Here is a 13118-nt window from a genome sequence, read left to right as displayed (position 1 = left end):
TCTCAGCCTTGAGCGGTTTGTTGTATCTTCCAAACCGTATCCAGCACCAAGGCGGCGGGGTCAAGATTAACTGACTTACCATGGCGGCTACGTGAGGTGATCTCGGCAGCGACCTCTGCCCACGCCCTTGTTTTGTGCGGGGTTGGGGAGAGCCGACTCAAGAGCTGGGCTTCTCCCGGTGCTGCTTCGACCACAGGTGGTTGGCCGGTCGCTCCAGTGCGTGCAATACGGATCAGGAAGAGGTCGATCAGATTCAGCATAAGATCATAGCGTTCTTCAGCGCCCCTTCCGACCGCAGATTCCGCCAGTGCCAATGCTCTTGGGCGGTTGAGCTGTGGCAGCTCGGAAAAGAGATTCACAATATCTGCGTAGATCCGCAATCCGCCTGATTGCGACAGCCTAATGGCTTCACCGACGGATCCAGCTGAAAGCTCGGCCATGGCATCGGAATGTTCCGCTTCGACCTCGGCCTGCGCTAGAGCGGCGGCCATGTCTTCGCTGCTCAGCGCGCTCAGGCGCAATTCGCGACAGCGCGAGCGAATGGTCGGCAAAAGGCGAGAAGGCTGGTGCGAGATCAATAAGATTGTTGTGTCAGCAGGGGGCTCTTCGAGCAACTTTAATAGCGCGTTGGCCGCACTAACGTTCATTTCATCGGCGCTGTCCACAATCACAACGCGGCGGCCTCCATCCGCTGCAGAGAGAGCAAAGAAGTTCTTCAACTTGCGGATTTCATCAACAGTGATCTGGCTTTTCAGCTTTTTGGTTTTCTCGTCATAAGGACGTTTGACGGAGAAAAGACCCGGTTCCGACCCCGCCTGAATGCGCCGTGCGACCGGATGTTCTGGGTCAATATCCAGACTGTCAGCAATTTGAGGCGCATCCCCAAAGAGACCACCACCGTCATCCTTCGGCGTAGCGAGCAAAAACTGCGCGATTTTCCAAGCCAATGTGGCTTTGCCTACGCCCTTGGGACCAGTCAGCAGCCAGCCATGGTGCAGACGATCGGCGTTGAAGGCTTCCAAAAAGCCTGCCTGAGCAGCATCTTGTCCAAATATCCGAGCGGTTTCACGCGGGTGCGGTGCGCCTTCAATGCGGTCGCTTTCAGGCAAATTGTCATCGCTCATGGCAGATAGTCCGTGACGGCCAGACGAATATCGGCTGCAACGTCGTCCATATCTCGGTTGCCATCGATCAGACGGAAACGGTCCTTGAACTGTTGTGCGAGGTCCAGAAACCCGTGGCGCATTTTGATCTGCAACTCCTGGCCGAAGTCTTCAAAGCGCTCTTCCGCTGTCTGTCGGCCCTTCGCCCGCGCCAGACCAATCGCGGGATCCATGTCGATCAGTATCGTAAGGTCAGGCTCTGTGCCGATCATAAGTCCATGAAGTTTATCAACTTTTTCGCGCAGATCCCCGCGAGAGAGGCCCTGATACATGCGCGTGCTATCGGCAAACCGGTCGCAAATTACAATCTTGCCAGCGTCCAATGCCGGATAGATGGTGCGTTCGAGATGATCACGACGCGCGGCCGTAAAAAGCAGAAGCTCAGTCTCAGCAGACCAACGATCTGGATCGCCCTCAAGCACCAGGCTACGGATTTCTTCGGCCCCAACTGAACCGCCGGGTTCGCGTGTCAGAATAACTTCGTGACCGAGGCTTTCCAGATGAGCAGCAAGCCGTTTGGTCTGGGTGGATTTTCCAGACCCGTCAATGCCTTCAAAGGTGATAAACGTGCCGGGCCGTTTGATTTGGTGGTCGGTCAACTTGCACCCTCAGAAGTCAGCCCAAATTGAGACATCAAAACCGAGGTCGCTGTGCGCATACGCACCGAAAAACCACCAGCGGCGACATCTGCTTCGGCCACCAGTGGGACACGAATTTCTGGCAGATCCATCGGCTTGATCACCAATTCCGCCAGGGCCTGACCTTTTTGAATAGGGGCCTGCAGCGGTCCATTGTAAACAACCTCTGCTTCCAGATCATTTTGCCCAATCACTGGGAGCAAAATGTCGACATCCGCTTCTGAGACCAACCCGACCTTCGTGCTCGCCCCCATCCAGACATCTGCCTGCGCCACGCGTTTGCCTGCGCGCAGGACCTGACGTTCGCTAAACTGCCGGAAGGCCCAATTGACAATCTGTTCGGAAACTTCCGCACGATCTTTGGCGCTATCCATGCCGGAAATCGCAAAAATCACGCGACGCCCAGCTTGTTTTGCAGAACCCACCAGGCCATAGCCTGCTTCCTGCGTGTGACCGGTTTTCAAACCGTCTGCACCAATGCCAAGCGCCAAAAGTGGATTGCGGTTCTGTGTGTTCCGCGGCGCGCGCCCGTCAAAGGCAAACTCGGTTTCCGCAAACATCGGGTAGAATTCTGGGAAATCGGCGATCAGTTTATTGGCCAAAAGAGCCAGATCTCGCATGGACATACGGTGCCCAGGGGCTGGCCAGCCATTGGAATTCGCAAAAGTAGAATTTGTCATGCCGAGTTGGCGCGCCCGCAGGGTCATCTGACGCGCAAAACCTTCTTCGGTGCCGTCTGGGCTCAGCGTTTCCGCAATCACCGCACAGGCATCGTTGCCAGAAAGCACAATGATCCCGCGGATCAAATCCACCACTTTCACCCGATCTGTCGTATCCAGAAACATTGTTGAGCCACCGTAGCTCATAGCGTGTTGCGAAACCGGGAGCCTTTCTTCCATCGAGAGACGCCCGTCGCGTACGGCCTCAAAGGCCATGTAAAGTGTCATCAGTTTTGACATAGAGGCGGGTGGCAAAGCATCATCCGCATTCTTGGTCAAAAGAACGGTGCCTGTGGTTTGGTCGATTACAAAGGCCGCTTTGGCGCGTGTTTCAAAGGCCCACGCGGGAACTGAAATCAACGCGGCTGCAATCGTGCCCATTAGCACAGATTTGACTGTTTTCATCACGATCCTGATCCCCCAGAAATCATATCACGTTGTTAGTGTGTAACCGCATAAGCGTCGGTAAAGCCGGTCTCTTTGATCTTTTTCAGCAAGGACGACCGTTCTGAAGACGTTGAGGCTGGGCCAACCACAACTCGCCAGAATTTCTTGCCGTTGCTTTCGCCGGTTTTGATGGTGGGCACCATGCCTGCGCGGCGCATCTGCGCGGCTGTGTTCTCGGCATTGGACTGAACGCTGAAGATGCCGATCTGAATGAACGGTTTTGAAAGATTGCTGGTCTTTGGTGCAGCCGCTGGTTTTGGCGCCGGGGCAGGGGCCGGCGTGGCTTCCGCTGCATCAATTGCCGCCGCCGCAGAGGCGACCGGATCGAGTGTTTCGGTCTCTACGGTCTCAGCGGTTTCAACCGTCTCAACCACTTCTGGCTCCACCGGTGTCTCTTCACGACGCAGAGCGGTTACTTCCAGCTCAACCGGTTGGCCTGCAAGCATTGAAAGCGCACCAGCAGCATCTGAAGACACTTGCAGACGTGGTCCCGGCAGGGCGCGCTCACGACGGAAGAGCGCGCCGATGACAAACTTGCCATTGGCCTGATTTCGGATGATCACGCGTTCAGGATCGGTTACATCCGGATGGGCCACCCAGACACCTCCAAGCGATGGGCGACCATCCCAAAGACCCGCTTCTGACGCGGAAAAGACCTCAGGTGCCTCTACATCGCGCTCTACAAATTTGGTCGAGGTGCTTTGCTCCGGCGTGTTGCTACCTGAACCGCTACCGCTGTTCAGATTAAAGCCCTGAAAGTCCTCACAAGCAGAAACCAACGCGAGGGTGGAAACCATCAAAACGACCCGTCCAAGTCGCCGTGTGGACCCCATCCCATGGATTGAATTTTTCATGACATGCCCTTTGCCTGAATGTCGCGCCGATTGCTGGCGTTCTGATTTCAGGCGCCAATTCCCCAAAAGAAGTCCCATATGGCGCCCGTTCATTTGCAGGCAGTCTAACGCGCAGCCTGCTTTGTGAAAAGGCTGGTTAGATCAATCGGCGATTTTTCCCCAATTTCGGTCTTTCAGAATCATTTCAAGCCCATTACTCAGGCCCGACCGGAAGAGTGGCAGAGCGGTTGAATGCACTGGTCTTGAAAACCAGCGAAGGTTAACGCCTTCCGTGGGTTCGAATCCCACCTCTTCCGCCACTCTGTGTTTTCATAAAATACAAATCTGTTGAATTTCGGTTTCGTTCCGGGGTGCCGCCGGTTTACGCTTGAGTTAAATCGAATTTCAAACCCTCGCTCAATCGTGACCAGATTTCTCGTGTTGCGCATGCTGCAATTCTTTTGGGGATGCACTACACTCAAATTTGCAGGACAAATTGCCGTCAGCGATGGGTCGCTGCGCGAAACTTCCCCGCTACATTGGGGCCACGGAGAGCTGCGTGATTAAAACTCTAAGGGTCTGTATTCCCGCGATTTTGGCAGTATGTGCCGGATGGCCCAACCCAGCAAAGACTTTTGAATTTGAGCTAAACGCAGATTCTTCTGGGTTAGAGGCTTCGTTGGTTGAAGCGTCGTCGGTAGCATCTCTACGCAATCAGGAAGATGTAGAGACGATCGACGTTCTGGCCGCTGCACGCTCTGATTATGGCCGCCTTTTGGGGGTTCTTTATCAGCAAGCCCGATACGGTGCCTCGATCAGCATTTTGGTTGATGGCCAAGAAGCCTCGGAAATCTCTCTTTTGCAGGCGTCCAAACCTGTCGAACGTGTTGAAATTTCGGTCATTCCCCGTGCAGCATTCACATTTTCCAAAGCCGTAATAGGTCCGCTTGCCTCAGGCTCTCAGGTTTCAGAGGATTTCGCGCCTTCCCGCTTAGCGGGAACCGAAGTTATTCGCGACACAGCGCGCACAGCGATCAATGATTGGCGAGATATCGGGCACGCGAAGGCTGTCATCACCACGCAATCGATCACGGCCAACCATCGGCAATCTCAATTGAATGTCGATATCAAAGTAGATCCCGGACCGCGATTGCGATTTGGCACGCTGAATGTCTCAGAAGATGGCGTTGTGCGCCCCAAGCGGGTCAGAGAAATAGCAGGGCTGCCAGTGGGCGAGGTGTTTTCACCACAGGAGTTGGAGACCGCGAGCCAAAGGTTGCGCCGCAGCGGTGTCTATCGATCTGTGGTGCTGGCCGAAGCGGAAGAGATCAATCCTGATGAGACCTTGGACATAGATGCAGAATTGGTCGCTGCAAAGCCTCGTCGCATTGGTTTTGGCGGTGAAATCGGAACCGTTGAGGGCCTTTCCCTGTCAGGGTTCTGGCTGCATCGCAACCTTCGCGGTGGCGGCGAACGTTTGAGGCTGGATGCTGAGGTGTCCGGTATTCGAGAGACCGGAGAGGGCATCGACTATAGTCTCGGTGCGCGGTTTGATCGTCCAGCGACCTTTACGCCAGATACAGCGCTATTTGTTGAAGGCAGATTGGCACGCGTTGATGAGCCAGACTACAAAGAAGACAGTGCACGGCTCGGTCTGGGGTTGAGCCATATCTTTAGTGAACGCCTTTCTGGTGAGGCCTCAGTTGCCTATCAGTTCTCCGATGTGACGGATGATCTCGGCAGTCGCGAACTGTCCTTTCTTCAATTACCAGTTGGTCTGACCTATGACACGCGGGATGATACGCTGAATGCTACCTCTGGTGTCTATGTCGATGTTGACCTGATGCCGTTTTATGAAACACGGGGGGCAACGACAGGGTTGCGGTTCTATTCCGATCTGCGCACCTACTTAACACCGGGCGAACAGGATCGTTTGACCGCTGCGTTGCGATTGCAAATCGGTAGCGTCACTGGTGGTAGCCTGACAGACATCGCACCCGACATGCTCTTCTTTTCAGGTGGGGCAGGAACAGTGCGGGGGCAGGGCTATCAATCCCTGGGTGTTGATCTGGGGGGAGGTCTGACGGTTGGGGGCCGCTCTTTCATCGGTGCATCAGCTGAATTGCGGACGAAAGTCACGGATGCATGGTCGCTCGTCGCCTTCTATGACGCGGGCTTCGTTGGTGCGAATGATTTTGGAACGGGCAGCGGCGATTGGCACTTCGGAGCAGGACTTGGCGTGAGATATAACACTGGCATTGGCCCCATCCGGTTTGATGTCGCGGCACCGGTAGGATCGGGCTCTGGAAGCAACGTCGAATTTTATATCGGTATCGGTCAGGCCTTCTGATGAAACGGATTATTGCATATGTGCTGATGGCCTGCTTGGCCGGTCAGGTCTGGGCTCAATCTGAGGAAAACACCGAAAAAGGCCGCGTTGAGCTTTGGCTTGAAGAGGCGCTTTCAGCGGCTGGACGCGATGTGACGATTTCGGGATTCAGAGGCGCATTTTCTTCTGAAGCAAGCTTTGAGCAGATGACCATCGCTGATGACGAGGGTACTTGGCTAACCATCAACAATGCCACTCTGATCTGGTCACGTAGCGCACTTCTTTCAGGGCGTGTAGATATCAATGAAATCTCTGCAGATGAGATCGCTATTCTGCGTAAACCCACGCCTGCGCCTGCGATTTCAACAGAGGATTCGCAATCCTGGACTTTCGAGGTGCCGGAACTTCCGATCTCGCTTGAGATTGACAAAATTGATGTGGCATCAGTCCTGTTGGATGCATCGATTGTAGGGAAAGAAGTTGACCTGTCGATCTCTGGCAACGCGCAGCTTGCGGGCGGCGCGATGGCGGTAGACGTCGAGGCATTGCGAAAAGATGCGAGGGGGCGTTTTGCGATCATTGCGAATTTCGCCAATGAAACGCGCGAGCTTGATCTGGATGTGTCGTTCAAAGAACCAGCGCAGGGCGTTGTCGCGGAGCTTCTGAATATCCCTGACAGTCCGGCGCTCGAATTGTCATTGAAGGGGGCGGCCCCGCTATCAGATTTTGGCGCAAAGCTAAGCCTATCGACAGATGATGTCGCACGGTTAGAAGGGGATATTCGGTATCAAGAAGGCGGCGAAAATGCTGATCTGGCCCAAAGCTTTGGTGCACGATTGGCTGGTGATCTAAGGCCTTTATTTGCATCTGATTTTCATGAGTTTTTCGGAGCGGAATCTGCTCTGTTGTTCCAAGCAGATCGCGCTTTGGATGGTGCATTGGACGTCACCGCGCTGTCCCTGGAAACTGGGGTGCTCAACATTGAAGGCGCGTTGGCACTGGGTGCGGATAAACTGCCAGACATGTTTGATCTGCGAGGGATTTTAACGTCAGAAAACCCTGTGCGCTTGCCGACCTCCGGCGCGCCGATGACAGTCGCCGGGCTGCAGTTAAGTGCATCCTTTGATGCCTCTAAAAGCGATGCTTGGACCGCTGATGTTTCTCTTTCCGAACTGGTTCATGAAAGCCTGACTTTGCCCACTGCCAAGCTTGGTGGCAGCGGTACGATTGATCGCTCTTTGGGCAAACAGGTCTCAGGTGAAATCGGGTTCGAACTGGCTGATCTCATCTTCAATGACCCAGATCTGGCACGCGCCTTTGATGGGGCGCAATCGGGGCGCGTGGTCTTCGCATGGGAAGATGGTGCTGATCTTGTTTTCGAAAAGCTCGAATTGAACTCGGCAACGGCGCGCATTGTTGCTTCTGGCGCATTGGGGGCATTGACCGAAGGTCTTCCAATCACAGGCCGTGCAAGCGCTGATGTTGATGACTTAGGGCCGTTCTCAGGATTGGCTGGGCGACCTCTTCGTGGTTCTGCACAATTGGATGTTGCCGGGCGTCTGGATATCATCGGCGGTGGTTTTGATGTCGAGTTGAGCGCAAATACAACCAACCTCTCGATTTCAGAGCCTCGACTAGATCCACTGGTTGTTGGGGAAGCAAAGGTTGCATTGTCTGCGGCGCGTGACCCGGAGGGGACTGAGCTGCGAAATCTAGATATCAGGAGCCAAAGCGCTGAGATCAGTGCCTCCGGGCGCATCGATCCCGCTGAGGGCGCGCTTGATCTATATGCAAAGTTCTCTGACCTGTCGCTGGTTGAGCCAAATATCGCTGGTGCGGGCAATGTGAAATCCCAAGTTCTCTGGAATGAAATCACCGGTTTCGAACTCCGTGGTTTGGAAGCTGATATCGCCGGGTCGCAGATCAGTGGTGATCTTGACTACGACCCAGAGAGCGATGCTTATTCGGGTCAAATTGACCTCATGAGTGCCGACATCTCGGCCTTTGCAAAGGTGACGGGACGAGATCTGTCTGGTGAACTTGATCTGAAGCTTTCTGGGGGAGTTGCACCGTCCCAGCAGTCCTATCAGATCGACGTCCAATTGAAGGGTAACAATCTTCAGGTGGGGCTGGCACAAATTGACCCGCTTTTGGCCGGTGCTCTGGATGCGACGCTCTCGGCCTCTGCAGAGGATAATCGGTTGGAAGTGCGCGAATTGGCTGTAACTTCACCGTTAGTATCCATCAAAGGCAACAGTGGTGAATCGCTGGATGAGCTGGACTTTGAAGCCACCATAAAAGACATCGCCCCAATCGCGCCGGGCTTCAGTGGACGGTTTGATCTTTCGGGCTCTGCCCAGCTCGATGAACCGGGTGGGCGAGACATAGATGTAACCGCCAAAGCAAATGGACCCGCTGGTTTGACGCTCACCACCTCCGGACGCGTTTTTAACTTCGGTGAGAGGGTTGATCTGACAACAATTGGACGTGCCCCACTTGGGTTGGCCAATCGCTTCATTGCTCCAAATTCAGTGCAGGGAGACGCGAGCTTTGATCTCTCGATCAATGGCGCGCCCGGGCTGAATGCGGTGAGCGGGCGTGTCGATTTTTCTGGCGGGCGCGTTGCACTTCCCGACAGTGGTATTGTCTTGGCGCAAGTCAATGGGGGGATCACGATGGCAGGGGCTCGGGCCCAGATCGATATCACCGGAAATTCCAGCGAAGGCGGGACATTCCGCGTTTCAGGACCGTTGTCTCTGGACACTGGAAACCGCGCTGATCTGGCGATCACATTAAGTCGATTTGGGATCACTGATCCTGAATTGTTTGCCACAAACCTCTCTGGGCAAGTCAATGTAACTGGCCCACTTACGGGTGCTGGCCGCATCGCAGGTGCGCTCACTCTTGGGATAACAGAGGTGGTGGTGCCTACAGGCAGCAGCGGGGCGAGTGGTGCAATCCCGGACATCAATCATATCAACCCTCCTAGCGATGTTCGAGCGACGCTTAAAAGGGCAGGGGTCGAGCAATCGGCTGGATCGTCGGCAAGACGCGCCTTTGATCTGGATGTCACCCTTTCCGCGCCAAACCAAATCTTTGTACGCGGTCGTGGATTGGATGCAGAACTCGGCGGGCAGCTGCGGATTGGCGGCACCTCGTCAGATGTGACCCCAAGCGGAAACTTCGAACTGATCCGTGGACGGTTTGACATCCTTGGGCGGCGCTTTGTGATGACTGAAGGGTTGATCAATCTGCGCGGCAGCCTTGATCCTTTCTTGCGATTTGTTGCACAGTCGCAGACTGAAGAGGGGTCCGTCTCTTTAATTTTGGAAGGCTTGGCGTCTGATCCTGATCTGCGCTTTGAATCTGACCCGGATATGCCTCAGGAAGAGGCGATTGCGCAGCTGCTATTCGGGCGGGATTTGGCAAATATCTCCGCACTTCAAGCGGCCTCCTTGGTCTCTGCAATTGCAACGCTATCCGGGCGCAACTCAGGTGGCGTGACGGGTCGTTTACGAAATGCCTTAGGGCTCAGCGATTTTGATGTGACCACCACAGAGTCAGGTGCTCGTCAGCTTCGCGCGGGAACTTACATCAATGAGAACATCTATTCAGAGATCACAATCGACAGCGAAGGCAATCAAGCGATCGAGCTGAATTTGGATATTACCCCGAATATTCGCGCCAAAGGTGGCACCAATTCAGAGGGCAATACTGGCATCGGGATATTCTTTGAGAAGGATTACTGAGCTTCCCAGATTGGGTTCGCTCAAAAGTGAAAGAGGCGCTGAGTGATTTCAGCGCCTCTTTTGGTTTATTATTTGGTGATGATCTCTGGCCCCATGAAGGTTGTCGGTAAGTATGTCGACAGCCAAGGGATATAGGTCACCATGATCAGGAAGACGAAGAGCACGGCCAGGAAGGGCAGGGCTGCTTTCACGACCCGCATCATCGGCATACCAGCCACGCCTGAGGTCACAAAGAGGTTGAGACCAACCGGTGGCGTGATCATCCCGATCTCCATATTGACCACCATGATGATGCCCAAGTGGATCGGATCGATGCCAAGTTCGATGGCAATTGGGAACACCAGAGGTGCCACGATCACCAGCAGACCTGATGGTTCCATGAACTGACCACCGATCAGCAGGATCACGTTCACCACGACCAGGAACATCACCGGACCAAAGCCCGCGCTCAGCATGGCTGATGCGATGGTCTGAGGCACTTGTTCGTCTGTCAGCACGTGTTTCAGGATCAGCGCGTTGGCAATCACAAACAGGAGCGTGATTGTCAGCTTGCCGGCTTCAAACAGTGTGTGCTTGGTGTCTGGGTGCACAAAGGCCGTCACGACGGACCATGGCTTCTGCAGGAACGGTGTTGCCGGTCCATTATCGCCTGTGTCGGTGATCGACGCAGCACTCAGGCTACGCGCCTTTGGTGCCGCAAGTGGGCCCATGTCACGATAGACGAAGGTCGCGATGAAGAAGGCATAGACAGCGGCAACAGCCGCGGCTTCGGTTGGCGTGAAGATACCACCGTAGATACCACCAAGGATGATGACGATCAGGAAGAGACCCCAAGCCGCGTCGCGACCAGCTGTAAAAACCTCACCCCAACCAGCCCATTCACCTTTTGGCAGGTTTTTGACCTTCGCGATCACATAGATCGCAACCATCAGCATGAAGCCCGCGAGCAGACCCGGGATAACACCCGCAAGGAACATGCGACCTACAGACACCTCAACGGCGGCTGCATAAACAACCATCACGATGGACGGCGGGATCAGGATGCCCAGCGTACCCGCGTTACAAATCACACCTGCTGCGAATTCCTTGGAGTAACCCACCTGGCGCATGCCAGCGATCACGATGGAGCCGATGGCCACAACTGTCGCAGGGGAGGAACCAGACAGGGCCGCAAAGAGCATACATGCAAAGACGCCAGCGATGGCCAGGCCGCCTGGGAAGTGACCCACGCAGGCAATGGAGAAGCGGATGATCCGTCTCGCCACACCACCGGTCGTCATAAACGAAGACGCGAGGATGAAGAACGGGATCGCCAGCAGTGTGAAGTGGCCTTCAAAGGCCGCAAACAGAGTCTGAGCAACGGATGCCAACGAGCTGTCAGAGAACCATAGCAGGAACAGAACAGAGCTGAGGCCCAGCGAAACTGCGATTGGTACACCGATCACCAGCAGTGCGATGATCATTGCAAAGAGAAGTAGGACTTCCATTAGTTGTGCTCCCCAGCTTGTTCGCGGACTTCCGCAATTTCGTCTTCCACTTCATGGCTCGCGACGATGCGGTCCATGTTGCCATTCCACATGGCCCAAGCGGCCTGCAGGAAACGGAACAAGAGAAGCGTCATAGAGAATGGAAGGACGGCGTAGGGGATCAGGCGTGGGATCTTCTCGTATTCTTCGCCCTCGTTGAACGCGCCCTCAAGCCAGCGCAGGACTTCCGGCAAAGGAATGTCGTTGACCTCATACCAGCCCTTTTCGCGGAACTTTTCTTCGAAGCCGAGCGGGAACCAGCGGCCTTCGGTGGCGGGTAGGTTGGCGAAGTTCGCCCAGTAGTCCCAAGAGCCCTTGAGCAAAAGGAATGTGAAGACAATGCAGGCGGTTGCCGAGATCATGCCCAGTGTCTTACGGACGGGTGGGGCAGACAATTCGACCAGCAGGTCAACACCGAGGTGTGCTGATTTCTTCACCGCATAAGACGCGCCCAGAAGGACAAGCCAAGCAAACATGAAGACGGTCAGTTCGAGTGCCCAAAGAATGTTAGAGTTAAAGCCGTAGCGAGCGACCACATTGGCGAAAGTGATTAGGGTCATCAGACCAAGAAGCGCAGCGATCAGCGTTTCCTCTATGTGGTCGACCCAATTTTGTCCGGGTTTTGCGTGCATAGCGCCCTCCCAAATAGAAAAGTGGCAGCCTGTTTGGATGCAGAGGCCGCCACTTTCTTAACTTAGCTGCCGGTGTTGAAAGTTTGGGCAGCGTCGATCATGTCCTGACCCACGTCATCTGCGAACTGTGTCCAAACCGGGCGCATTGCGTCGACCCACGCCGCGCGCTGTGTGTCATCAAGTTGACGGATGGTGCCACCTGCTTCGACAATTGCTTGTTTTGCGGATTCATTTACTGCAAATGCTTCCGCGTTACGGGTTGTGGTGACTTCTTCAAGGATGGTCAGGAACTGATCACGCACGTCTGCATCCAGGCTGTCGAGCCAGTCCACAGAGGTCACGACGAGGTAGTCGATGATGCCGTGGTTGGTTTCTGTAATGCCGTCCTGCACTTCGAAGAACTTGCGGCCATAGATGTTGGACCAGGTGTTTTCCTGGCCGTCCACAACACCCTGCTGCAGCGCGCCGTAAACTTCAGAAAAGGCCATTTTCTGAGGGGAGCCACCGATGGCTTCCATCTGCGCTACCAGAACGTCAGAGGACTGAACGCGGAACTTAAGACCGTTAGCATCAGACGGCGTGTTCAGAGGCACGTTTGCAGACATCTGCTTCATGCCGTTGTGCCAGAACGCCAGACCCTGCAGGCCGCGGCGCTGCATGCTGTCTTTCATGGACTGACCCGCGTCGGACGCTTGGAACGCGTCAACTGCATTGATGTCTTTAAACATGAACGGCAGGTCAAAGAGGCGGAACTGTTTGGTGAATTTTTCAAACTTGGACAGGCTTGGTGCCGCCAGTTGAACATCGCCTTGCAGCATCGCTTCAAGCACTTTGTCATCGTTGTAAAGCGTAGAGCTTGGGAACACTTCCATGCAGGCTGTGCCGTTCATCTCTTCGTTCACGCGTGCTTGCAGCAAGGAAGCAGCGATACCCTTTGGGTGTTTGTCTGTGTTGGTGACGTGGCTGAACTTGATAACCATTTCACCGGCGTCACATGCCGCCAGAGCTGCACCTGCGGACATGCTGAGCGCGATAGCCGTTGCGGCTGTTGCTAGAAGTTTCATGGATTCTCCTCCGTTGGG

At 54.8% G+C, this 13118-nt stretch carries 9 protein-coding genes and 1 tRNA gene; 3 read left to right on the top strand and 7 right to left on the bottom strand.

What is annotated here, in order from left to right:
- Window positions 1-2: 2 nt before the first annotated feature.
- Genes M0D42_RS08160 through M0D42_RS08145 form a run of 4 tightly spaced genes read right to left on the bottom strand, consistent with a single transcriptional unit; the run spans window position 3 to window position 3821 of the window.
- The gene (locus M0D42_RS08160) at window positions 3-1124 is read right to left on the bottom strand and encodes a DNA polymerase III subunit delta' (protein WP_265018122.1); all 1122 of its coding nucleotides are present in this window, start codon (window positions 1122-1124) and stop codon (window positions 3-5) included.
- Entirely contained in the window at window positions 1121-1762 is a 642-nt protein-coding gene (gene tmk, locus M0D42_RS08155) for a dTMP kinase (protein ID WP_419195932.1), read from the bottom strand. Before tmk ends, M0D42_RS08160 begins: the two co-directional genes overlap by 4 nt.
- On the bottom strand, window positions 1759-2925 hold the full coding sequence (locus tag M0D42_RS08150) for a D-alanyl-D-alanine carboxypeptidase family protein (RefSeq protein ID WP_265018121.1): 1167 nt from the start codon (window positions 2923-2925) through the stop codon (window positions 1759-1761). Before M0D42_RS08150 ends, tmk begins: the two co-directional genes overlap by 4 nt.
- 35 nt (window positions 2926-2960) lie before the next feature.
- Window positions 2961-3821: an SPOR domain-containing protein gene (locus M0D42_RS08145; protein WP_265018120.1), complete on the bottom strand. Its 861-nt coding sequence runs from the start codon at window positions 3819-3821 to the stop codon at window positions 2961-2963.
- 209 nt (window positions 3822-4030) lie between these two features.
- Between M0D42_RS08145 and M0D42_RS08140 the strand changes: the two genes are divergently transcribed.
- From M0D42_RS08140 to M0D42_RS08130, 3 genes are all read left to right on the top strand, one after another.
- Window positions 4031-4120, top strand: a tRNA-Ser gene (locus M0D42_RS08140).
- 239 nt (window positions 4121-4359) lie between these two features.
- Window positions 4360-6150: an autotransporter assembly complex protein TamA gene (locus tag M0D42_RS08135; RefSeq protein ID WP_265018119.1), complete on the top strand. Its 1791-nt coding sequence runs from the start codon at window positions 4360-4362 to the stop codon at window positions 6148-6150.
- Entirely contained in the window at window positions 6150-9878 is a 3729-nt protein-coding gene (locus tag M0D42_RS08130) for a translocation/assembly module TamB domain-containing protein (RefSeq protein WP_265018118.1), read from the top strand. Before M0D42_RS08135 ends, M0D42_RS08130 begins: the two co-directional genes overlap by 1 nt.
- 68 nt (window positions 9879-9946) lie before the next feature.
- Here the strand turns inward: M0D42_RS08130 and M0D42_RS08125 are convergent, their stop codons facing one another.
- The 3 genes from M0D42_RS08125 to M0D42_RS08115 form a co-directional block, all read right to left on the bottom strand.
- A complete protein-coding gene (locus M0D42_RS08125; protein WP_265018117.1) occupies window positions 9947-11365 on the bottom strand; it encodes a TRAP transporter large permease in 1419 nt (472 codons plus the stop codon).
- Window positions 11365-12036: a TRAP transporter small permease gene (locus tag M0D42_RS08120; protein ID WP_265018116.1), complete on the bottom strand. Its 672-nt coding sequence runs from the start codon at window positions 12034-12036 to the stop codon at window positions 11365-11367. Before M0D42_RS08120 ends, M0D42_RS08125 begins: the two co-directional genes overlap by 1 nt.
- A 62-nt stretch (window positions 12037-12098) precedes the next feature.
- Window positions 12099-13100 (bottom strand): DctP family TRAP transporter solute-binding subunit, encoded by a 1002-nt coding sequence (locus M0D42_RS08115; RefSeq protein WP_265018115.1) that lies wholly within the window; start codon window positions 13098-13100, stop codon window positions 12099-12101.
- Window positions 13101-13118 lie beyond the last annotated feature (18 nt).

The sequence above is a fragment of the Cognatishimia activa genome (assembly GCF_026016445.1).
GTDB classification, from domain to species: domain Bacteria; phylum Pseudomonadota; class Alphaproteobacteria; order Rhodobacterales; family Rhodobacteraceae; genus Cognatishimia; species Cognatishimia activa_B.
This window is presented reverse-complemented; position numbering and strand designations above follow the sequence as displayed.